Below are 23,260 nucleotides of genomic sequence, written 5' to 3' on the forward strand. Positions count from 1 at the left end.
ATAAATGTATCTAAATGGGGCCGGTTAAAGCCCCGATAAAACAATTGAAATTAGTCTAAAGTGATTTCTAATGCTAAACCTCTTAATTCATGAACCAATACATTGAAAGATTCAGGAATGTTAGGTTTACCCATATTTTCACCTTTAACAATAGCTTCATAGGCTTTAGCTCTTCCAATCACATCATCAGATTTGATTGTAAGAATCTCTTGAAGAACATGAGAAGCACCGAATGCTTCTAATGCCCAAACCTCCATCTCACCGAAACGCTGACCACCAAATTGAGCTTTACCACCCAATGGTTGTTGTGTAATTAATGAGTATGGTCCGATAGAACGAGCGTGCATCTTATCGTCAATTAAGTGACCTAATTTCAGCATATAGATAACTCCAACGGTAACTTTTTGATCAAACCTATCACCAGTTAAGCCATCATATAAATGAGTTCTACCAAATTCAGGAAGACCTGCTTCAGCTAATTCTGCAGAAACCTCATCGGAAGAAGCACCATCAAAAATAGGTGTAGCATATTTTCTTCCTAACTTAAGTCCTGCCCAACCTAAAACGGTTTCATAAATCTGACCAATGTTCATCCTTGACGGCACACCCAATGGATTCAATACAATATCAACTGGAGTTCCATCTTCCAAGAATGGCATATCCTCATCACGAACAATTTTGGCTACAACACCTTTATTTCCGTGACGACCCGCCATTTTATCCCCAACTTTCAGTTTACGTTTCTTAGCAACATAAACTTTAGCCAGTTGAACGATTCCTGCTGGCAATTCATCTCCCACTTCAATAGTGAACCTTTCTCTCTTGAATTTACCTGCAATTTCGTTACGTCTCTTGTTATAATTTCTAACTAATTCAACGATAAGCTTGTTAGTATTTTCATCGTTGGTCCAGTTGTCAAGAATTAAATCAGAAATCAAATTCACCTCTTCAGGTACATTGTAGTTACTTTCATCTCTGTAAATATTCTTTTCAGGGAATAAGTTCTTTTCAATGTTAGTTTTAGTGAATTTAACACCTTTGCTCATAATCTCATCACCAAACTTATGTTTGATTCCTTGACAAGTTTTACCTTCAAGCAAAGTTGCTAATTTCTCAATTTTAAGATTTCTTAATTTCAATAATTGACGGCTATATTCTTTAGCCAATACAACTACTTCTTTCTTTGCATCAGCTCTTCCGTCTTTATCTTTTTTATGTCTTGCAAAAAGCTTAGTATCAATCACCACACCTCGTAAAGATGGTGAAGCTTTCATAGAAGCATCTTTAACATCACCCGCTTTATCTCCAAAGATTGCTCTTAATAGCTTTTCCTCTGGAGTTGGATCAGTTTCACCTTTTGGTGTGATTTTACCAATTAAAATATCACCTTCTTTGATTTCAGTACCAGTTCTAATGATACCGTTTTCATCAAGGTTTTTAACTGCTTCTTCACTAACATTAGGAATTTCAGAAGTTAATTCTTCCTCTCCTCTTTTAGTATCTCGAACTTCCAATTCAAATTCTTCGATATGAATTGAAGTAAATATATCTTCTCTTACTACTCTTTCAGAAATTACAATTGCATCCTCAAAGTTGTAACCTTGCCATGGCATAAAGGCCACTTTCATGTTACGCCCAATCGCTAACTCTCCTTTTTCTGTAGCATAACCATCACAAAGAATTTGGCCTTTAGTTACCCTATCTCCTTTGTAAACAATTGATCTAAGATTGATAGTGGTATTTTGATTAGTTCTTCTGAATTTGATTAGATCATATACTCTTTCATCGTCTTCAAAGGAAACCAATTTCTCCTCCTCGTTCATATCATACTTGATGACGATTTTGGTAGCATCAACGAAAGTAACAACTCCGTCTTTTTCTGCCACTATCATAGATCTTGAGTCACTAGCTACCCTACCTTCAAGGCCAGTACCCACAATTGGGGCTTCAGGTCTTAACAAAGGAACTGCTTGACGTTGCATGTTTGACCCCATCAATGCCCTGTTAGCATCATCATGTTCCAAGAAAGGAATCATAGAAGCTGCCACAGAAACAATTTGGTTTGGAGCAATATCCATATAAGAAAGCTCTTTTGGCTCAAGAACAGGGAAATCACCTTCAAATCTAGCTTTAACCCTATCGTTAAGATATTTACCAGAATCATCAATTGGTGCATTTGCCTGAGCAATATTATGGTCATCTTCCTCCTCAGCAGTAAGGTAAAGTACATTACCACTCATATCCACTTTACCATTTTCAACTTTTCTGTATGGTGTTTCAATGAAGCCCATACTGTTTACTTTGGCATGAACACAAAGAGAGGAAATCAAACCGATATTTGGCCCCTCAGGGGTTTCTATAGTACATAACCTACCATAGTGAGTATAGTGAACATCACGAACCTCAAAACCTGCACGTTCTCTTGAAAGACCTCCAGGTCCTAAAGCAGACATTCTTCTTTTATGCGTTACCTCAGATAATGGATTGGTTTGATCCATGAATTGAGAAAGCTGATTGGTTCCAAAGAATGAATTGATAACTGAAGACAATGTTCTAGCGTTGATCAAATCAACAGGCTTAAAGTCTTCATTATCTCTAACGTTCATTCTTTCACGAATTGTTCTAGCCATTCTAGCTAAACCAACACCAAATTGAGCATATAACTGCTCCCCTACTGTTCTAACTCTTCTATTGCTTAAGTGGTCAATATCATCAACAATTGCTTTAGAGTTAATCAAACCGATAAGGTATTTAACAATATGGATAATATCCACTTTAGTCAAGACCTTAGTTTCAGCATCGATATCTAAACCTAATTTTTTGTTGATTCTGTATCTTCCAACTTCACCTAAATCATATCTTTTCTCTGAGAAGAAAAGATTTTGAATAATTTCTCTTGCTGTTGCCTCATCAGGAGCCTCAGTATTACGCAATTGGCGATAAATTTGCTCAACGGCTTCTTTCTCTGAGTTAGAGTTATCCTTCTGAAGTGTATTATATACAATGCTGTAATCAGTGATATTCACATCAGTTCTGTGAAGAATGATGGATTTCACCCCAGCATCTATTATTAATTCTATATCTTCTTCTTCTATAACAGAATCTCTTTCTAAAAGTACTTCGTTTCTATCGATAGATACTACCTCACCAGTATCCTCATCCACGAAATCTTCAGTCCAAGTTTTTAATACCCTAGCGGCTAATTTACGCCCAATAACCTTTTTAAGCGCGGCTTTAGTCCCATCTACTTCTTCTGAAAGATTAAATAAATCTAAGATATCCTTATCCGAACCATAACCAATGGCACGTAAAAGGGTTGTTACAGGAAATTTTTTCTTTCTGTCAATGTAAGCATACATGACATTGTTAACATCGGTCGCAAATTCTATCCAAGAACCTTTAAAAGGAATAATTCTCGCGGAATATAATTTGGTTCCATTTGTGTGTTTACTTTGGGCAAAGAAAACACCAGGAGATCTGTGCAACTGAGAAACAATTACACGTTCAGCACCATTAATAATGAATGAGCCCTTTTCGGTCATATATGGGATATTACCCAAAAACACCTCTTGCTCAATGGTTTCAAAGTCTTCATTATCCTCATCGTTGCAAATCAAACGAAGTTTTGCTTTCAAAGGGACAGAATAAGTCAAACCCCTATCAATACATCCATCAATATCATATTTTGGAGGATCTACAAGATAATCAACAAATTCCAGGACAAAGTTTTCTCTGGAATCCGAGATAGGGAAATTTTCTTGAAATACTTTAAAAATTCCTTCTTCAGCTCTTTTTTCAGCGGGAGTTTCCAATTGGAAAAAATCCTGGAAAGATTGGAGTTGAACATCAAGGAAATCAGGATAATCAATTACTGTTTTAATAGACGAGAAATTGATTCTTTCAGATTGATTTATATTAGCCAAGGCTCTGAATATTTAAAGTTATTGTAAATCTATAATGTGCAAATAGTGCACTATCCTGTTTCATAAATTAGTACAAACAGGAAAAGACCTGACCACGAAAATGTATTAACATCATCGGGGACCAGGCCTAATTTCTTGGGCAGAAATCAGTTAACCCTTTCAGGATCAACTTATTACTTCAATTCAACTTCTGCTCCAGCTTCTTCAAGTTGCTTTTTAAGCGCCTCTGCTTCGTCTTTAGCTACTCCTTCTTTTACTGCTTTAGGAGCACCGTCAACTAATTCTTTTGCTTCTTTCAAGCCTAAACCTGTTAATTCTTTAACAGCTTTAACAACTTGTAATTTAGCAGCACCTGCAGAAGTTAATACTACATCAAAAGATGTTTTTTCTTCTGCTGCATCTCCACCGCCAGCACCACCAGCTGCCATTACAGGCGCTGCTGCCGCAGCAGGTTCGATACCGTGTGTTTCTTTTAGGTAATCAGCAAGTTCATTAACTTCTTTTACTGTTAATTCTACTAATTGATCTCCAATTGCTTTGATATCAGCCATGATTGTGTTATTTAAATTTTAATGATTTTGTTCTAGTAATTTGTTAATTATTGTGCTCTTTCTTCTAGCGCTTTTACTAATCCTGATACAGTATGTCCACCACTTTGAAGTGCAGAAATAACATTTTTGGCAGGTGATTGTAGTAATCCTACAATATCGCCAATCATTTCTTTCTTAGACTTCAATTCACTTAATGGTGTTAAGTGCTCTGCACCTACGTAAATATCAGTATCTATAGCAGCCGCTTTGAATAAAGGCTTTTCAGTACTATTTTTCTTATGGAATTCCTTAATAACCTTGGCAGGTGCATTACCTACTTCAGGAGAAAACAAAATTCCTGAGAAACCTTTTAATGACTCAAATATTGCAGAGTAATCCCCTTCCTGTTTCTCCAATGCTTTTTGTATTAAAGAGTTTTTCACTACTTTATACTCAAGCCCTTTTTCGTAACAAAGTTGACGAAATGTATTGGTTTGTGAAACAGTCATTCCTGAACCATCAGCCAGATAAAAATGAGGGTATTCCGCAAATTTATCTGTTAGTTCCTCTATAAGTTGTCCTTTTTCTTTTCTATTCATATTAAATTCCAGCTATAGAGTTCTTATCAATTGAGATTCCCTTGCTCATCGTAGATGACATGGTCATGCTCATGAAATACGTACCTTTAGAAGAAGCCGGTTTCAGCTTCGCTAAAGTTTGAATCAATTCATTCGCATTCTCAGTAATTTTCTCTTTCGAGAAGGAAGCTTTACCAATACTAGCATGAATAATCCCGAACTTGTCCACTTTAAAATCAATTTTACCTGATTTTACTTCTTGAACCGCCTTTCCAACATCAAGCGTAACAGTTCCTGATTTTGGATTCGGCATCAGACCTCTTGGTCCTAGTACCTTACCTAACCTACCTACTTTAGCCATAACAGTAGGCATGGTTACTATAATGTCAATATCTGTCCAACCACCTTCAATTTTCTTGATATAGTCATCTAAACCTACATAATCAGCGCCAGCATCTTTAGCTTCCTGTTCTTTATCAGGAGTAACTAAAGCTAATACCTTAACATCTTTACCAGTTCCATGGGGAAGCGCCACAACGCCTCTAACCATTTGATCGGCCTTACGAGGATCAACTCCTAATCTAATATCAAGGTCAACTGAAGCATCAAACTTGGTTGTTGTAATTTCTTTAACAAGAGCTGAAGCCTCACTTAAAGCATAAGCTTTTGTAGAGTCAACTTTCTCTGCTGCAATTTTTTGATTTTTAGTAAGCTTTGCCATTTTACCTATTTTTTAAGATTTCCAAGGAGCAGTTCCTGTAACTTTAATTCCCATACTTCTTGCAGTACCTGCAACTTGACGCATGGCTGATTCAATTTTAAATGCATTTAAATCAGTCATCTTGGTTTCAGCGATTTCTTTCACCTGATCCCAAGTTACAGAACCAACCTTAACTCGGTTTGGCTCAGCAGAACCTTTTTTCTTTTTAGAAGCATCTAATAAAAGTACCGGAGCTGGAGGAGTTTTAATTACAAAATCAAAAGACTTGTCTTTATAAATTGTAATTACTACTGGCAATACTTGCCCAGCTTTCTCTTGAGTTCTTCCATTAAATTGCTTACAGAACTCCATTATGTTAAGTCCTTTACTACCTAATGCAGGACCAACGGGAGGTGACGGGTTTGCTGCCCCTCCTTTAATCTGTAATTTCAGATATCCACTTATTTCCTTAGCCATCTTGCTATTCTGTTTTTTCTACTTGCATGTAATTCAATTCCACCGGAGTATTTCTTCCAAAGATTTTCACCATAACATTTAGCTTCTTTCTTTCTTCAAAAACCTCCTCTACGGATCCGGTAAACCCACTGAATGGTCCATCCATCACTTTTACTGATTCCCCTACTATATAAGGAGTACTCAGTTTTTCATCCATTTCTTCAGTTTCATCAACCTTCCCGAGTATGCGGTTCACTTCATTTTGCCTTAAAGGAACCGGCTCTTTTTCATCACCCTGTCCACCTAGGAAACCAATTACTCCCGGAATACTGGTGATCACGTGATGCGCTTCTCCGTGAGATATATCAGCTGATACAAAAACATATCCTGGAAAGAAATTCTTTTCCCTGACACGCTTCTTGCCATTCCTCATTTCATATACCTTTTCAGTAGGGATAAGAATTTGAGGAATAAAATCTTCTATTTTCTGTCGAGCAATCTCATTTTCAAGATAAGTTTTAATCTTCTTCTCTTGACCACTAATTACTCTTAAAACGTACCATTTATATTCTGACATTATCTCAATATATCTTAAATGCTAAAATGCATTATAAAACCACTCCATCGCATTATCAAATGCCAAATCAATAACACCAATTAAAAGGGCAAAAATTAAAGCTCCGACCAACACCAAAATAGAACTATTTTGTAGTTTACTATAAGGAGGCCAAGTAACTTTATATCGCATTTCTGACCACGATTCTTTTAAGAATAAACTTAATTTCTGCATCTTATTAATGTGTTAAAATTGCACGGGTGGAGGGACTCGAACCCCCAGCCAATGGTTTTGGAGACCACTACTCTACCAATTGAGCTACACCCGTATTTACCAATGCAACTCAAAATGGTCTGCAAAGGTAGATAAAAGTTTTATAAGAAACAAATGCGCTCCGAAAAATTCGAGAGCGCATTGTTTAATTTATTACTATATCTTAAGTATTAGTCTAAGATTTCAGTTACCTGACCAGCACCTACTGTTCTACCACCTTCACGGATAGCGAAACGTAAACCTTTTTCACAAGCAACTTTGTTGATCAAGTTAACTTCGATTGTAACGTTATCACCTGGCATAACCATTTCTACGTTTTCAGGAAGTTTGATCTCACCAGTAACGTCAGTTGTTCTTAAGTAGAACTGTGGACGGTACTTGTTAAAGAATGGAGTGTGACGTCCACCTTCATCTTTAGAAAGAACGTAAACCTCAGCTTTGAAATGAGCATGTGGAGTTACAGAACCTGGCTTACAAATAATCATACCTCTTTTGATTTGAGCTTTTTCAATACCTCTTAACAAAAGACCAACGTTATCACCCGCTTCACCTCTATCTAATATTTTACGGAACATCTCAACACCAGTCACAGTTGACTTTAAGTTTTCAGCTCCCATACCGATCAAATCAACAGGATCACCAGAGTTAATAACACCTCTTTCGATTCTACCTGTAGCAACAGTACCACGACCAGTAATAGAGAACACATCCTCAACTGGCATTAAGAAATCTTTATCAGTTAAACGCTCTGGTAATGGAATATAATCATCAACAGCTTGCATTAACTCGTCAATTTTCTCAACCCATTTAGCTTCACCTTCTAAAGCACCCAAGGCAGAACCTTGAATTACAGGAAGATCATCACCCGGGAAGTCATAGAAAGAAAGCAATTCTCTTACTTCCATTTCAACTAATTCTAATAACTCCTCATCGTCAACTAAATCTACTTTATTTAAGAAAGCGACAACAGCAGGAACACCTACCTGACGAGCTAAAAGGATGTGCTCACGAGTTTGTGGCATTGGGCCATCAGTAGCAGCAACTACCAAGATAGCACCGTCCATTTGAGCAGCACCAGTAACCATGTTCTTCACATAATCAGCGTGACCTGGACAGTCAACGTGAGCATAGTGACGATTAGCGGTAGCGTACTCAACGTGAGATGAGTTAATTGTAATACCCCTTTCTTTTTCTTCAGGAGCATTATCAATAGATGAGAAGTCTCTCATCTCTGCAAATCCTTTATCAGACAATACTTTACAGATTGCAGCAGTTAATGTAGTTTTACCATGATCCACGTGACCGATTGTACCGATATTCACGTGTGGTTTCGAACGGTCAAAGGTTTCTTTAGCCATATTTGAAAAATCCTCAGTTTAGTTAAAATTTATAATATATTTATTCAATAACACTGATTGAGCCAACGAGGGGATTTGAACCCCCGACCTCTTCCTTACCAAGGAAGCACTCTACCCCTGAGCTACATCGGCTTGAAATCATTCAGTGCCTTTACAGGCACATCCTAACAAAGGCAGTGACGTTTCCGTTCTGCCTTAATTTACACCGAAATGCCTATTGTATTATTAGAGCGGGAGACGAGGCTCGAACCCGCGACCTGCAGCTTGGAAGGCTGCCGCTCTACCAACTGAGCTACTCCCGCTTTTTTTGATTAAAAACCCGCTTATTAAAAGTGAATCTTTCAATCAAATTGTAATCTTTCGCCAAGGCTTCAGATTACAAAGTGGGGGAAACAGGATTCGAACCTGTGAAGTCGAAAGACAACGGATTTACAGTCCGTCCCAGTTGGCCGCTTTGGTATTCCCCCAAATGGTTTCAATAAGCATTTCCTAAATCCTTTTCGTTTTAGGAAGTGCAAAATTATATGGATTTTATATTTTATCAAACTTTACTGACAAAAAAGATTGATTTTTTTCCAACATTAATTTTTACTTGTTGCTATCACTTGTTTATCAGTGTTTTAGGTCTTAAAATAAATTAAATTTATTTTGGAGATCCACTCCAATAAATATCAGAATGCTATTTCAATTGAATTTGAAATCCTCTGTGAAGATTTAAATCAAAAAAATTGAGATATTCATAGCTAAAATTAAAATGAAATGTGCAAAATTTAATATGTGTTCCTATCTTCGTGTCAAATTTTAGTTATGTACGAAATAAAATTTAGTCAATCAGAAAAAGAATATAAGCTTTCTACCAAAGACGGCAATACTTTTATAGACGATAATAAAGTCGATTGGGATATAAGTAAAACTGATGATCATTCCTTCCATATCATTTATAATAATCAAACATTTAATGCTCACTTGGTGGAGATAGATTATGAGAGCAAAACCTTTAAATTACAGTTAAATGGTAAAATCATTGAATTGGAATTGAAAGATAAAATGGATTTGCTTTTAGAAGAAATGGGGATTAGTGATTTGGATCAGAATCAAATGAACGATGTAAAGGCACCAATGCCTGGACTTATTATAGATATAATGGTGGCTCCTGGTGATGAAGTGAAAAAAAGTGACCCACTATTAATATTGGAAGCCATGAAGATGGAAAATGTGATTAAAGCGGCTGGAGATGGAAAAATTGCGGCAATAAAAGCTGGAAAAGGTGATAGTGTAGAGAAAAATCAGTTGATCATTCAGTTTTAATTATTTGAATTACATTTGAATATTAGAATTGATTTTTAAATATTTAATTTAGACTAATAAAAGGAAAGCAACAATTTAACTTATGAAATTCAAACGCATTCTATTGAAATTAAGTGGTGAGGCACTTATGGGTGATGAAGGTTACGGCATTGACTCAAAACGTTTAGCTCAATATGCAAAAGAGATAAAAAGAATTCACGATCAAGATATTGAGGTAGCTATTGTTATTGGGGGTGGCAATATTTTTAGGGGAATACAAGCAGAGTCTGCTGGAATTGATAGAGTGCAAGGAGATTATATGGGAATGCTCGCAACCGTTATCAATGGTATGGCAGTTCAGGGTGTTTTAGAAAATCATGGAATGTTCACACGTTTGATGTCTGGCATCAATATGGAACAAGTATGCGAACCTTTTATTAGAAGAAGAGCGATACGGCATCTGGAAAAAGGCAGGGTAGTAATTTTCGGGGCTGGAATAGGAAACCCATATTTTACAACAGATTCTACGGCAAGTTTAAGAGCTATTGAAATTGAAGCAGATGTAGTCTTAAAAGGCACTAGGGTTGATGGTGTTTATACTTCTGATCCTGAAAAAAATGCAGATGCTACGCGTTACTCTAATATTTCATTCCAGGAAGTATATGAAAAAGGTTTGAATGTTATGGATATGACAGCATTTACGCTTTGCCAAGAAAACAATTTACCTATAATAGTATTTGACATGAATAAAGAAGGTAACTTATATGACCTTATAAATGGAGGAGAAGTAGGCACATTGATAAATTCTCAAAAATAAAAAACAATGGAAGAAATAGAATTAGTACTGGAAGAAGCAAGGGAGCTGATGGAAAAAGCCATACAGCATACAAAAAGTAATTTGCAGAAAATTAGAGCAGGAAAAGCTTCTCCTGCAATGCTTGATGGTTTAATGGTGGATTATTATGGTAATGAAACCCCCATTAATCAAGTAGCTTCATTAAGTACACCAGATGCTCGCTCTATCATAATTAAACCTTGGGAAAAAAATATAATTGGGGAAATAGAACGTGCGATAATCAATAGTGATTTAGGGTTCACACCTCAAAATGATGGTGAAATTGTAAGAATAAATATCCCACCTCTTACGGAAGAAAGAAGAATTGCATTATCTAAACAAGCCAAAAACGAGGCGGAGGATGGAAAAATATCTATTCGTAATGCAAGAAAAGATGCAAATGACCAACTTAAGCAACTGCAAAAAGAAGGTATTTCCGAAGACGATGTGAAAAGAGGCGAGGATAAGGTTCAATCTTTGACTAATGATTACACCAAAAAGATTGATGATATCTTAGAGCATAAAGAAAAAGAGATTATGACGGTTTAAAAGCTGTCTTAAAACTTTTTAGAGCTGTTTTGAATATTATTTTGGAAACATTCAATTTTTCAACTTATTCAAAACAGCTTTTTAATTTTTAAATAGGAAGACTATATAGTTTTTCCAATTGCCGATTGATTACTGATTCTGGAGTCAATTTCATAATGGATTTCATCAAAAAGGTACCAAAACTACTATGGGCGATTTTCCCGAATCTCCATGAATTATTGACTACATAATCCACCTTAGTTCTCCTTAAATCTTCAAATTTTGAAAATGTATCCCCAATAAATTGATCTGAAGCAAATAGTTTAGCTAAAACATAAGCATCTTCAATCCCTTGTCCTGCTCCTTGCCCCATATTGGGTGTTGTCGCATGTGCAGCGTCTCCCAAAAGACACACATTTTGATGATGCCATTTACCCAATCTTCTCAAATCCAAAATATCGCCCCTGATAATTTTTTCCACTGCAGTATGATTAATAATTTGATTTACTACCTGATGAAAATCCTTGAACTTTTCATTAAGGTCATTTTTAAGTTTTGATACATCGTCTTTCTCAAATGGCTTGGCCTTAGCGACAGCAAACCAATAAACGGCATCATCTGAAATTTGTGAAAAACCAAACCTCACTCTATTTCCCCATGCTTCCCTGCCAAGGTTTTTTAATTCAGCTGGTAGCTGAATATCTGATATTCCTCTCCAGCAAGTTTGACCAGAATGTCTTAAAGATGACTGCGGAAACAACTGTTTACGGATTTTGGAATTAATCCCATCTGTCCCAAATACATAATCTGCTTCCACCTTCCCTGCATCAAAATTAATCTCCACTTTATTAGAGAGCTGATTAAGTAATTGAAAATCATAATCTAACTTCACTGAATTTGGAGGTAAAGCTTCATAAAGAATTTGCTGCAATTTAGCTCTGTGTATGGATACAATTTTATTTCCTTCATGATCTTGAACTGTATTTTCGCCAATTTTGAAAGAATGGAGTTGAGAATCGGTAATATCAACCCTGTCCAATTCTATACTATTTTTCAAAATAGTTTCTTTCAATCCTAAATAGTTAAGTACCTTCAAGGCATTTGGTTGTAACCATATCCCTGCCCCTACCTCATTTAATTTGGGAGCTCTTTCGTAAACTGTCGAAGCAATTCCTTGCTTGGCTAGCGCTAAAGCAGTTGTAAGTCCTGTTATACCCCCTCCGATTATTGCAATATCCATCATATTTCGTAATTTTAGGTCAAATGTACTAATTTAAAATATTTAGGTCAAGTTTACTAAAATGAAAAATACCAGAGTAAAGATACTTGAAGCAGCATTAGATCTTTTCAATGAACACGGAATGGTGAATGTAAGCCTAAGGCAAATTGCCCAAGCACTAAAAATTAGTCAAGGAAACCTTAATTATCATTTCAAATTGAAGGAAGATATAGTAGAGGCTTTGTATTTTCAATTGGTATCGGAAATGGATGCTCAAATGAATGCATTAGAAAATGCAGAGAATGAGTTAACATCTTTATATGAAATATCATTAAAGACCATGGAGAAAATGTATGAATACAAATTTATCCTAATAGATTTTATCCATCTGATGAAAGAAAATAAAAATATAAAATCTCATTATACAAAATTGATGCAATTCAGAAATGAACAATTTCAATACATTTTTCAATCAATGGTGAACTCAAGACTTTTAAGAAAGGAGGAATTTCAGAATGAATATCAGAGACTATACAAAAGAATGAATATTTTGGGTGATAGTTGGATCAATGTAAAATTAACTTTTGAACCTAATAATGACCTAAAATATTACTGTGACTTACTTTTTGAGACTATTTACCCCTATTTGACGACAAAAGGAAAAGAGGCTTATCGGAATATATCTTATTTAGAACTTCAATAATTTCTTCACCTGTTCTTCCAATAATTCACCATATAATTTATCAGTTACTTCCTCGCCATCAAAGTTCTGTTCTATCCTGGCTAATTTAGGTTTTAAAGCTAGAACATGCATACCCAAATAATTAAAAATATCTGTCATATGGCTAAGAGCCAATCCACCACCTTGCATGCCGGAAGATATACCCACTAAAGCGCATTTCTTATCCTGAAAGCTATTAGGATATTCCATTCCATCAATAAAGGCTTTCAATACTCCGGGAAAGGAACCATTATATTCAGGAATAATAAATACATATTTATCAGAAGCGCGCAACTGTTCTAAAAATTTATTGAATTCAGGATTTTTTCCATTGTTATCGTAAAGTGCCGTGTAAACAAAATCTTTAGGCAAATTGGCTAAATCAATAATGTTGGATTCTTCCTGATGTTGTGCTAATAGACTTTGATATAATTGAGCTACCTGGGCAGAAACTGAATTTTGACGATTGGTACCTGAAATGATTGTAATCATATTTTGAAAATATATTGAAAAACAAAAATAGGGACAAAAAGTCCCTATCCCATAATTAAGTTAAACAGATTTAATTATAATGAAGATAAATTAACAGTCAATTCAAAATCATCATAAATCATTTTGTCTCCAAGACCGTCAAAAAATGACCCTGAGCCATATCTTACTTCCCATTTAGTTCTATCTAATGCAAAAGAAGCTTTTGCGTTCGCTTTTCCGTTTTCTATCGTAACATTAGCTGGAAAAGTAATTTTATTGGTAATCCCTTTGATTGTTAAATCACCCGCAACAAAATGAGTTGCATCAGTAGCTTCGCTTTTATCAATAGAAGTGATCACAAATTTTGCAGTTGGATATTTTTCAACACTAAAAAAATCATCAGATCTTAAGTGTCCCATTAATTTTCCTTTATATTCTCCTTCTAAATCTAAGACATCAATAGTAGTCATGTCAATAACGAAAGAACCACCCATCACTTGACCATCTTCCATTTCCAATGCTCCTTCTTTAATGTCAACTGTTCCGTTATGCTGACCTGTTACTTTTTTACCTACCCATGCAATTTGACTTGAGTTAGTATCCACTTTTACTTCTTTTTGTAAAAAAGTAAATGCTGCAGTTATGATTAAAACTGCTAATCCAATTGATAAAATTTTTGTTTTCATTTTTCTTATTATTAATGTTTGTACATTTAATGTTGGTGTATATACTTATAAAATTTAAAAAGGTTTTAATTTTTTTGAAAAAATTTTGATTGTAATACTTCTTAAAACAAATTGAAGCAAAATTGTTTAATAAATTATATGATAACATTAGAACAAATTAATGAAGCCACAAGCTTCATAGAAGGCAAAATAGATTTTAAACCTGAGGTAGGTATAATACTAGGAACAGGATTAGGAGCTTTAGTTGAAGACATAAACATAACGCATTCACTTTCCTACAAGGATATTCCAAACTTCCCGGTCTCAACTGTTGAAACCCATAGTGGTAAATTAATTTTTGGTGAATTGAGTGGTAAAAAAGTGGTAGCCATGCAAGGTCGTTTTCATTATTACGAAGGCTACAGCATGCAGCAAGTAGTTATGCCAGTCAGAATTATGTATAAATTAGGTATCCAACATTTATTTATTTCCAATGCGGCAGGAGGATTAAATAAGAATCTTGAACTAAGTGATTTAATGATTATAAAAGATCACATAAATTTATTTCCTGAAAATCCTTTAAGGGGTCAAAATCTGGATGAATTTGGCGGCCGTTTTCCGGATATGTATGACGCCTACGATCCTAAACTGATTACAATGGCGAAGGAAATAGCAAAAGAGGAGGATATTGATATAAAGGAAGGAGTTTATGCTGGAGTACAAGGGCCTAATTTGGAAACACCTGCAGAATATAAATATTTGGATATAATAGGAGCCGATGCAGTAGGTATGAGCACTATACCTGAAAACATAGCCGCACGCCACATCCAAATTCCGGTTTTTGCAGTATCGGTCATTACAGATCTATGCTATCCTGAAAAATTAAAACCTGCCGCTATCCCAGAAATTATTGGGGCTGCCATTAATGCAGAACCAAAAATGACCAAGATATTCAAGAAGTTGTTGGAAAAGCTTGATTGAGTCCGAATTCCAATATTAATAACCTGAGCTTTTAATTCCCTGCAAAACATCTTCAAAGCGTCATTTCGGAAATTTTCTTTTTATATTATCAAAAAAAAGAAAATTATCCGAAATCTTAATAAAGCATTTTGAAGCAGATACCGGATAAATTAATACTTCATGAAATTTAAATGCTAATTTTCCGGCATAGCCTGTCCCGCATTGCGGGAACTGAGCTTCTAAGAATCGAACTCAGATTAATAATTAATGTCGTCAGAGATGAGAACGAATTGAATTCCATCAACTTAAAACAGTACAATTTTTAAAACAATAGTGAGGTGAAGCATATTGTAGCTCTCTCAACTTTTGATATTTTTATTGCGACCGAAAAATAACAATATGAGTTAGGTTAAGAATAATTTCATATCTGGACATGCCATCATTGCGCAATTATTGTCCATTATGTTTACATATACATCGAAACTAATTTTGCAATCAGTGTTAGGGTTACAGGTTAATTTTTAATAACATCACAACAAAATTATTTAAGCTTCGAATAACCTTATAAAGAATCAATAGGTTATGAAGTTGGGTAAAATTAATATTGAAGCTGTTCAGGGAGACATCACATCCCAAGCTGATATAACTGCAATTGTAAATGCTGCAAATGCTGAATTACAGATAGGTGGTGGAGTGGCAGGAGCCATACATACGGCCGCAGGAAAAGAATTATCAAAGGAAACTGAAAAGTTAGCCCCAATACGACCTGGTGAGGCTGTGATAACTGGAGCCTACAATCTCCCTAATAAATATATCATACACACTTTAGGTCCTGTTTATGGTTTTAACCAACCTGAGATGGGATTTCTTACTGATTGCTATCAAAACGCTCTTAATTTAGCCGAAAAAAATAATATTGATTCAATAGCTTTTCCTGCCATTTCAACCGGGGCTTTTGGTTACCCTTTTGAAGAAGCTACAGATATTGCTTTGTCGGTTATTAAGGACTTTTCTAAAAAAGCCAATTCGATAAAACTGGTCAGATTTGTACTGTTCAGCCAGTCAGATTACGAATATTATATTCAAAAGCTTGATGAGCTGGCTTAAAGGTAATTTTCAGAATATAAATACAAACTTTTAAGTATATCTAACTAAGCAAATCATGTATGAATTAACAGGGACATATACTGATCAGTACCAATTAACAATGGCTCAAGTCTATTTTCACAATCAAGGTATTAATCAGGAAGTTGTTTTTGATTACTTTTTTAGGAAATCTCCTTTTGAGGGAGGTTATACCATCTTTGCCGGATTAGATAATGTATTAGATATTTTAGCAAATCTTAAATTTAACCATAAGGACATCCAATTTTTAAAGGCGCAGGGTTTTGATAAAAAATTTTTGGAATATCTTAAGGATTTTAAATTTAATGGAAATGTTTACAGTTCCCAGGAAGGTGATGTAGTATTTCCAACAAGACCTATCTTAAGAGTTGAGGGAAACATTATTGAAGCACAAATAGTAGAAACACTTATTTTAAATATCCTGAATTTTCAGTCGCTCATAGCAACTAAGGCCTCCAGAATAAGATACTCATCAGCTGAACGTACTTTGATAGACTTTGGAATGAGAAGGGCGCATTCATTAGGTAGCTATCATGCAAGCCGAGCTGCCATCATTGGTGGATTCAATGCAAGCAGTCATGTGACCGCTGGAAGGGATTTTGAAATACCCGTATCAGGAACCATGGCTCATTCTTTTATTCAAAGCTATGATAACGAGATTGATGCTTTCCGTGATTTTGCCAAATACAGACCTGATGATTGTGTTTTATTGGTCGATACTTATGACACACTCAAAAGTGGGGTTCCTAATGCCATAAAGATTGCGAAGGAAATGGAGGCTAAGGGTAATCAACTAAAAGGAATAAGGTTAGACAGCGGAGACTTGGCTTATTTGGCTAAAAAAGCCCGTAAAATGTTCGATGATGAAGGCCTGGCCTATGTGAAAATTGCCGCCTCAAATCAATTGGATGAATATGTGATCAAAAGTTTATTAGAGCAAGACGCACCAATTGATGTTTTCGGGATCGGAACCAGCTTAGTTACTGGTAAACCAGACGCAGCCTTGGATGGTGTTTATAAATTAGCATATTCCAATGGAAAGGCTAGAATTAAACTTTCAGAAAATAAGGCAAAGACTACTCTTCCAGGTAAAAAACAAGTTTACAGATTAAGGAACAGCCAACAAAATTTAATAGGTGCTGATGTAGTGGCTTTGGAGGATGAAAAAGATTTGAAGGAAATGTTTCATCCATTTGAATCAGATAAGTCATTGAAATTTGAAGACTGCCATAAGGAACCTTTGCTAAGAAAGGTCATGAAATCGGGTAAAAGATTATATGAGTCTAAATCTCTTTCAGAAATTCAGGAGTTTAGCAAAAACAGATTGGACGAACTTCCAATTGAATATAAAAGATTCGATAATCCTCATATTTATAAAATAGGATTAAGTGAAAAATTGATGAAACTGAGAAATGAACTCATTGAGCAAGAATCAAAAAACAAATTGAAATGAAGACATTAGTAATAGTAGATGCGCAATATGATTTTATGCCAGGAGGAGCGCTTGAGATAAAAGAGGGCGATAAAATCGTTCCTGTTATTAATCAAATTCAGGATAAATTTGAATTGGTAGTCGCTACACAAGACTGGCATCCGAAAGGTCATAGTAGCTTTGCTTCTAGTCATGAGGGCAAAAATGCCTTCGAAAAAATAGACTGGAGAGGTATGGAGCAAGTCTTATGGCCAGATCATTGCGTGCAAGGAAGTAAAGGAGCAGAAATACATGCTGATTTAAACACCAATGCTGTTGAAGCCATTTTTAGGAAAGGGATGAATCCAAAAATAGATAGCTACAGTGGTTTTTATGACAACGGGCATGAAAAAAGCACTGGCCTAAGTGGTTATTTAAAAGAAAAAAATACGAAAGAATTGTATTTTTGTGGTTTGGCGGCCGATATATGTGTTTATTTCACTATCAAAGATGCGCTTAAAGAAGGTTTTAAAGTAAATTTAATTAAAGATGCTACTAGACCTTTGGATGTCAATGACTTTAAAGACCAACAAAAGGAGCTAAGCTCCAGAGGTGTTGAAATTATAGAATCTAATGATTTATAATATCAAGCCAACAATTTCCTTTTCAGGTATATATTAATATCTAAAAGCGCATCAATAATATTATCGGCCATATTCTGGCGATAACCAATTATTTTTTGGTTTATGAGTTTACCGGAATCTCCATTGAATGCAAATCTCCCAATGGTTCTATTATTTTTGATTTCGTAAATCAATATTTCATAAATGGAGATGTCTTTTCCGTTATGATATCCTGTTCCCATTTTCCAGCTGATATCTCTTCTTTCCCTAATAGTATGATTTAATAGGTCAACTAAAGCAGTTTTACTTAAATCCATGAATTCCAATGAGTTGTTTCCAATCTCAATTTAGAAAAAATAAAATCTTCTTAAAAATAAAAAGAATGTATTTTAAATATTATACAAAATATTCAACCCTATTCAAGAAAAGCACTTTCATTTAATTTTGAATTTAAATGACTGAACAATTATTTATATCATTCAACCCATATAGTCACCTGTTTTTTGCCGGCATTCTTTTGCTTTTTTGTTCGAGATAATTTTCCAGAAGGGGTTTCTGAAGAAAAGAGCTGTTTTTACGAAAAAATTATGCATTGATCTCTGAAAACCAGAATGATATTTTGTGGCATTTTTTGGCATTACAACATATTCATAGCCAAATCTTGCTGTTACTTTGTCCATGCAAGGATTCCCATATAGGACATTTTGAGTATCCTTTATATAAATACTCAATAACCTCCTATTTTTCTTTTCAGTTTCAGGTTCAAGCTCAGGTTGCTTTTTTATTTTTTCAGTAGAATTATTGTTGTAATCTACCTGGCAAAAAGAATGAAAAGAATATAATAACAATACAAAAAGGATTCCGATAGTCCATATTTTCATAATACAAACATCATAAAATAATTGAATAAATATTCAAAAACTTTGATTTATTCTATTAAACGTCTGTTTTCCTGAAAATCATAGAGGGTCAACTGCCTTAAATTATAATAAGCTTGCCAGAAATTCCCCAGTGAATTAATATAATCCCTTTTGGCCTGGTCTTTTTCGGTTAAAGCAATTGATAAATCCGTAATGCTAATTTTTCCGATTAAATAACGGTTTTTAGCAATATCGTAACGTCTTTGGGAGATGTCATCCGCCTTTTGCGTAATGGCCACTTGATCTCTTAACATTTCTAAAGTTCTTACCTGAGTATAAACTTCTTGTTCAAAATTCACTTTCTCTTGTTCTACGGTATATTGAACCAGCTGATAGTTGGCGGCTGCTGTTTTTACCCGAGATTTTTGCCTCCCCCAATCAACAATTGGGATCGTAAATCCTAATTGTACACGCTGTTGGTTTTCCGGAGATTGGTAAATGGCAGGTAATTGTTCGGCTTGATTTGTCAAACCGAAACTTCCAAAAAGATTCATATTTAAGCCTGTTTCTCCCTGAGCCCTATCGACTTCTTTATCAGCCTCTAATAACCTTCTTTTGAAACCGATCGCCTCTTGCCTATTATTTAGTGCTTCTTGCAAAGCCAAATCAGGATCAATTTGAAATTCAGGGATATCTTCCGGAACCACCAAATTTAATTCTTCGTCATTTTTCAATCCTAGGAATGCTTTTAAGGCGAGTTGGGTTGTTTCTAAATCAAGTTTAGCCTGAGCTACAGATTGTCTTGAATTCATCAAACTCAACTCTAGCTGAAGCAATTCATTTTCCGGTATTTTTCCTAATTCATATCTTCCTTGGGCAATTTTATAAATAGTATCATTGTTGCCTAAATTTTTCTGGGCAATCTCTAAGCTAACCTGAGCACTTAATAAATTAAAAAAACGAGTGGCTACATCTTTTGAAATCTGTTCAAATTCTTCCACAAATTCTCTTTTAGATTCTTCATATCTAAGTGGCTCAATTTGTTTATCCCATTTTAATTCATTGAATCGAAATAATGGTTGAATAAAACCAATTGACAAGGGGTCTCCTCCGTACCTAAAATCATTCCTTTCAAAATCATCAAAACGATTGACTGTTGAATTTAAAAATACGGTTCCACCCGTAAGCCCGATTTGTTGTTCCAGATTTAAGGAAACATCGGAATTACTGTTAAACACGGAACGATATTGAGTTGAACCGTCCTCTTGGGTAACCGGGGTCACCGATCGATTAAAGTTCGGCAACGTACCACTCAAACTTAACTGAGGAACAAAATTTGATTTAAATACCCTGTATTGCCAATATCTGTTTTCCTTAATAGTTTCTGCACGTTTATAGGCAGGAGACTGAGTTTTGGCTATCTGAATTACATCCTCTAAAGTATAAGTTCTTTGAGCCTGTGATTCAATACTAATAATTGAAAATCCTATAAAAATGATTATCAGGTAAAATAGTTTTTTATTCATATCTTAAAGAAGTTATTGGGTCTTGGTTTGCTGCTTTCCTTGCTGGAGCTATTCCAAATATTAAACCTACAGTAGCGGCCACTCCAAATGAAATTACAATAGATACACCACTTACAATTGTTGGGATTTCTGCAAAAGAAGCTACTAAATATGCGAAAACAATTCCTAGAATTACCCCTATAATTCCTCCACTGATACTGATCATAACAGCCTCTAGGAGAAACTGTAAAACTACATCAGATTTCTTAGCACCCAAAGACAATCGCAAACCAATTTCTTTTATTCGCTCCATAACTGATGCCAACATAATATTCATAATCCCTATTCCACCTACTAAAAGAGAAATTCCGGCAATTGCTCCTAAAACAATATTAAATATATTCTTGGTTTTTTGTTGTTGTTTTAATAATAATTCTGGAATAGTCACTTCAAAATCCACCTTTTCGTAATGCCTTCTTTTCAACATTCTGGATATTACCTCTGCTGTGGCATTAAGATTTTCGGATTCCGTTACTTGTACAGTCAATTTATCAATTTGATGATAATTTTGACTGTTTTGGTTTTGACTATTACCTTCATCATTCCCATTATTAGCATTGGCTTTTTTAAGTTGCGCTTGAGTAAGCGAAGCTCTGTTTTTATAATTCACGAGGACTGTTTGAACAGGTGTATAAATGTCCATATTGAAATCCCTAAGACCAAGATTGTCCAAACTTTTTTGACTGTAAACTCTTTCTTTCAGAACTCCTATTACCTGCAACCAATGAGGGCCTACTTTAATCATTTTACCAACCGGATTGGTATTAGGAAAAAATCTGGCCTTCACTGATTTTCCAATTATACAGACCCTGCTACCTATTTTTAAATGTTCTTCAATAAACATTTCCCCTTCATTCAGCTCAAATGCCGAAAGGTTGAAATAAGCAGGTAAAACTCCTACCAATTTTGCGGACCTTCTAATTCCATTACGGATAACATAGGTTTCCAATATGATTTCAGGACTGATTGCCTCTATTCCCGGAATAATTTCTTTAATGCTCTCAGCATCAGCTAATGTTAATCCAGGACTAAATTTACGTTTCTCTTTTTTACCATTGCTTTGTTGCTGGAGATTTTCTTCCGTTTGTTCAACCACAGGCTCAATTACGATATTGTTAACCCCCACCAATTTAATTTGATTGAGAATCTCTTGCTGAGCCCCGTTTCCGATAGCCAACATAGCAATCACGGCCGCCACACCAAAGATAATCCCTAATGCAGTTAAAAAAGAACGGGTTCGATTGGCTACTACTGCTTCGAATGCTATGTTTAGATTTGCGAGTATTTTTTCCTTCATCTAAATTTCAGATGATTTTAAAAGCCTAACATCCTTCTCATCCATATCTTCAGGGGCAATAAGGTATATTTTCTCTCCCGGATCAACCCCTTCCTTAACGATTACTTCATTGGCATTTGCTTTTCCTAATACCACTTCTTGTTTTACCGTTTCTAAACCAGATTTTTTGAATATATAGGAAATTGAATCTCCCTGATTAAAAACCGATTCCAAGGGAACATAAATCGCATTAGGCACCACATCAGTAGTAATCTCGTTGGCTGTACTCATAGCCGGTCTCAATGTAGTGTCGCTTTCATTGATTTCAACCTTTACTTCAAATACCTTAGCATCTGAATTAGGCCTTTGCTCCCCTACATTGGCAACATATATTACTTCCCCGGTTAATTTTTTATCCGGAAATGCATCTAAACCGATATTAACAAGTTGCCCTTTTGCAATTTTCCTGATATCTACCTCATTTACAAATGTGGTGGAAATCATAGTGGATAAATCAGGTAAGGTTGCTACTGTTGGATCCCAAGCACCTATAGATGCCCCTTCTGATTTTTTGGAGCCATCATATTCACGAACATAGATGACCATACCGTCTTCAGGTGCCATAATCCTGAATTTTTGTCTGAGCTCTAATAAAAAATCCCTTTCATCCCTATCTTCGGACAATTCAGCAGCTGCTTCCTGCATTTGCGCTACTGCCTTATCTTTCCTTAATAAATAATTCTCTTTGGCTTGTTTAAATGCTCTTTCTGCTTTGCTTAAATCAATTTCAGCTTGCTTTATTGTAGCTGGTGGCTCAAATTGAGATTGTTCTAATACTAATTTCTTTTCTTCAACGGCAAATTCAAGATTAATCAATTCATCTCTTGCTTGCCTTAAAGTAAGTGCTGTGTCTAATTTAGTTTGTGTGTATTGTGAAAGACTTTGTTGGTATTCATTTTCAACATTTCGTAATCTATCCGAAAGTTCCGAGGCATCCAAACTGGCAACAAAATCCCCTTTTTTCACTACTGTTCCTTCATCCACTAATTTATCAATCTTAACATTCCATAAACGTGCGGCACGCAGACCAGAAGGTCCAGTAATTTTAATGGCATTTTTCGCTTCTAATTCACCGGTAGTCGTAATGGCTATTACAAATTCACCACTTTGAACTTCGGTCATGATCTCAACAGTATCAGAAGTTCCTCCACCTCTAAAGGTGAAGAAAGCAATAATGATAATGACCAAAGCCGATAATGATATAATTAATTTTTTATTCATAAGGTAGATTATTCTAAGAAAGACTTGTAACGCTTCATTTGTAAAATTATTGATAAATT

At 35.2% G+C, this 23,260-nt stretch carries 24 protein-coding genes and 4 tRNA genes; 8 read left to right on the top strand and 20 right to left on the bottom strand.

The genetic code is table 11. The features are described 5' to 3' along the window. Positions 1-50: 50 nt before the first annotated feature. From rpoB to ACFE0M_RS02420, 12 genes are all read right to left on the bottom strand, one after another. Positions 51-3,923, bottom strand: coding sequence for a DNA-directed RNA polymerase subunit beta (gene rpoB / locus ACFE0M_RS02365; protein WP_434544133.1), 3,873 nt, complete (start codon positions 3,921-3,923; stop codon positions 51-53). Between the two features lie 173 nt (positions 3,924-4,096). Next, on the bottom strand, positions 4,097-4,474 hold the full coding sequence (rplL, locus tag ACFE0M_RS02370) for a 50S ribosomal protein L7/L12 (protein ID WP_013455143.1): 378 nt from the start codon (positions 4,472-4,474) through the stop codon (positions 4,097-4,099). A gap of 47 nt (positions 4,475-4,521) precedes the next feature. Next, positions 4,522-5,052, bottom strand: a complete 531-nt coding sequence (rplJ, locus tag ACFE0M_RS02375; RefSeq protein WP_434544134.1) for a 50S ribosomal protein L10 — start codon at positions 5,050-5,052, stop codon at positions 4,522-4,524. Between the two features lies 1 nt (position 5,053). Beyond that, positions 5,054-5,752 carry a 50S ribosomal protein L1 gene (gene rplA / locus ACFE0M_RS02380; protein WP_434544135.1) on the bottom strand — a complete coding sequence of 233 codons (699 nt, stop codon included), beginning with the start codon at positions 5,750-5,752 and terminating at the stop codon, positions 5,054-5,056. 12 nt (positions 5,753-5,764) lie between these two features. Next, positions 5,765-6,208 (bottom strand): 50S ribosomal protein L11, encoded by a 444-nt coding sequence (gene rplK, locus ACFE0M_RS02385; protein WP_434544136.1) that lies wholly within the window; start codon positions 6,206-6,208, stop codon positions 5,765-5,767. A gap of 4 nt (positions 6,209-6,212) precedes the next feature. Then, positions 6,213-6,764, bottom strand: coding sequence for a transcription termination/antitermination protein NusG (gene nusG, locus ACFE0M_RS02390; protein WP_434544137.1), 552 nt, complete (start codon positions 6,762-6,764; stop codon positions 6,213-6,215). Positions 6,765-6,785: 21 nt separating this feature from the next. Then, positions 6,786-6,977 carry a preprotein translocase subunit SecE gene (secE, locus tag ACFE0M_RS02395; RefSeq protein ID WP_013455138.1) on the bottom strand — a complete coding sequence of 64 codons (192 nt, stop codon included), beginning with the start codon at positions 6,975-6,977 and terminating at the stop codon, positions 6,786-6,788. 21 nt (positions 6,978-6,998) lie between these two features. After that, positions 6,999-7,071, bottom strand: a tRNA-Trp gene (locus ACFE0M_RS02400). Positions 7,072-7,186: 115 nt separating this feature from the next. Next, entirely contained in the window at positions 7,187-8,374 is a 1,188-nt protein-coding gene (tuf, locus tag ACFE0M_RS02405; protein ID WP_434544138.1) for an elongation factor Tu, read from the bottom strand. 60 nt (positions 8,375-8,434) lie between these two features. Beyond that, positions 8,435-8,506: transfer RNA gene (locus ACFE0M_RS02410), tRNA-Thr, on the bottom strand. Between the two features lie 97 nt (positions 8,507-8,603). Further along, a tRNA-Gly gene (locus ACFE0M_RS02415) sits at positions 8,604-8,676 on the bottom strand. A gap of 82 nt (positions 8,677-8,758) precedes the next feature. Continuing rightward, positions 8,759-8,841, bottom strand: a tRNA-Tyr gene (locus ACFE0M_RS02420). A 340-nt stretch (positions 8,842-9,181) separates the two neighbouring features. On the opposite strand from ACFE0M_RS02420, the gene ACFE0M_RS02425 reads away from it, so the two are divergent. From ACFE0M_RS02425 to frr, 3 genes are all read left to right on the top strand, one after another. Then, the gene (locus ACFE0M_RS02425) at positions 9,182-9,682 is read left to right on the top strand and encodes an acetyl-CoA carboxylase biotin carboxyl carrier protein subunit (RefSeq protein WP_434544139.1); all 501 of its coding nucleotides are present in this window, start codon (positions 9,182-9,184) and stop codon (positions 9,680-9,682) included. Between the two features lie 82 nt (positions 9,683-9,764). Next, entirely contained in the window at positions 9,765-10,478 is a 714-nt protein-coding gene (pyrH, locus tag ACFE0M_RS02430; protein WP_434544140.1) for a UMP kinase, read from the top strand. A 6-nt stretch (positions 10,479-10,484) separates the two neighbouring features. Then, positions 10,485-11,045, top strand: coding sequence for a ribosome recycling factor (gene frr, locus ACFE0M_RS02435; protein ID WP_434544141.1), 561 nt, complete (start codon positions 10,485-10,487; stop codon positions 11,043-11,045). Positions 11,046-11,133: 88 nt separating this feature from the next. Here the strand turns inward: frr and ACFE0M_RS02440 are convergent, their stop codons facing one another. Next, a complete protein-coding gene (locus ACFE0M_RS02440) occupies positions 11,134-12,267 on the bottom strand; it encodes an FAD-dependent oxidoreductase (protein WP_434544142.1) in 1,134 nt (377 codons plus the stop codon). A 58-nt stretch (positions 12,268-12,325) separates the two neighbouring features. Here ACFE0M_RS02440 and ACFE0M_RS02445 point away from each other — a divergent pair, with 58 nt between their 5' ends. Further along, positions 12,326-12,946 carry a TetR/AcrR family transcriptional regulator gene (locus ACFE0M_RS02445; RefSeq protein ID WP_434544143.1) on the top strand — a complete coding sequence of 207 codons (621 nt, stop codon included), beginning with the start codon at positions 12,326-12,328 and terminating at the stop codon, positions 12,944-12,946. On the opposite strand, the gene ACFE0M_RS02450 is transcribed toward ACFE0M_RS02445, so the two are convergent. Then, complete coding sequence (locus ACFE0M_RS02450) at positions 12,932-13,456, bottom strand: NADPH-dependent FMN reductase (RefSeq protein ID WP_434544144.1); 525 nt, start codon at positions 13,454-13,456, stop codon at positions 12,932-12,934. The genes ACFE0M_RS02445 and ACFE0M_RS02450 overlap by 15 nt on opposite strands. 74 nt (positions 13,457-13,530) lie before the next feature. Continuing rightward, positions 13,531-14,121 (bottom strand): YceI family protein, encoded by a 591-nt coding sequence (locus ACFE0M_RS02455; protein ID WP_434544145.1) that lies wholly within the window; start codon positions 14,119-14,121, stop codon positions 13,531-13,533. A gap of 138 nt (positions 14,122-14,259) precedes the next feature. Between ACFE0M_RS02455 and ACFE0M_RS02460 the strand changes: the two genes are divergently transcribed. The 4 genes from ACFE0M_RS02460 (at position 14,260) to pncA (ending at position 18,240) form a co-directional block, all read left to right on the top strand. Next, a complete protein-coding gene (locus ACFE0M_RS02460; protein ID WP_434544146.1) occupies positions 14,260-15,081 on the top strand; it encodes a purine-nucleoside phosphorylase in 822 nt (273 codons plus the stop codon). A 561-nt stretch (positions 15,082-15,642) separates the two neighbouring features. Further along, positions 15,643-16,167, top strand: a complete 525-nt coding sequence (locus ACFE0M_RS02465) for a macro domain-containing protein (protein ID WP_434544147.1) — start codon at positions 15,643-15,645, stop codon at positions 16,165-16,167. Positions 16,168-16,222: 55 nt separating this feature from the next. Then, positions 16,223-17,638 (top strand): nicotinate phosphoribosyltransferase, encoded by a 1,416-nt coding sequence (locus tag ACFE0M_RS02470; protein ID WP_434544148.1) that lies wholly within the window; start codon positions 16,223-16,225, stop codon positions 17,636-17,638. Beyond that, entirely contained in the window at positions 17,635-18,240 is a 606-nt protein-coding gene (gene pncA / locus ACFE0M_RS02475; RefSeq protein ID WP_434544149.1) for a bifunctional nicotinamidase/pyrazinamidase, read from the top strand. Before ACFE0M_RS02470 ends, pncA begins: the two co-directional genes overlap by 4 nt. 2 nt (positions 18,241-18,242) lie before the next feature. Here pncA and ACFE0M_RS02480 read toward each other — a convergent pair whose 3' ends face one another. The 5 genes from ACFE0M_RS02480 to ACFE0M_RS02500 form a co-directional block, all read right to left on the bottom strand. Continuing rightward, a complete protein-coding gene (locus tag ACFE0M_RS02480) occupies positions 18,243-18,536 on the bottom strand; it encodes a hypothetical protein (protein WP_434544150.1) in 294 nt (97 codons plus the stop codon). A gap of 162 nt (positions 18,537-18,698) precedes the next feature. Beyond that, the gene (locus tag ACFE0M_RS02485; RefSeq protein WP_434544152.1) at positions 18,699-19,100 is read right to left on the bottom strand and encodes a hypothetical protein; all 402 of its coding nucleotides are present in this window, start codon (positions 19,098-19,100) and stop codon (positions 18,699-18,701) included. 47 nt (positions 19,101-19,147) lie between these two features. After that, positions 19,148-20,605, bottom strand: a complete 1,458-nt coding sequence (locus ACFE0M_RS02490; protein ID WP_434544153.1) for a TolC family protein — start codon at positions 20,603-20,605, stop codon at positions 19,148-19,150. Continuing rightward, on the bottom strand, positions 20,598-21,941 hold the full coding sequence (locus ACFE0M_RS02495) for an ABC transporter permease (protein WP_434544154.1): 1,344 nt from the start codon (positions 21,939-21,941) through the stop codon (positions 20,598-20,600). Before ACFE0M_RS02495 ends, ACFE0M_RS02490 begins: the two co-directional genes overlap by 8 nt. Further along, positions 21,942-23,201: an efflux RND transporter periplasmic adaptor subunit gene (locus tag ACFE0M_RS02500; protein ID WP_434544155.1), complete on the bottom strand. Its 1,260-nt coding sequence runs from the start codon at positions 23,199-23,201 to the stop codon at positions 21,942-21,944. Between the last annotated feature and the right edge of the window lie 59 nt (positions 23,202-23,260).

This window comes from Marivirga sp., assembly GCF_051117495.1.
Classification (GTDB): domain Bacteria; phylum Bacteroidota; class Bacteroidia; order Cytophagales; family Cyclobacteriaceae; genus Marivirga.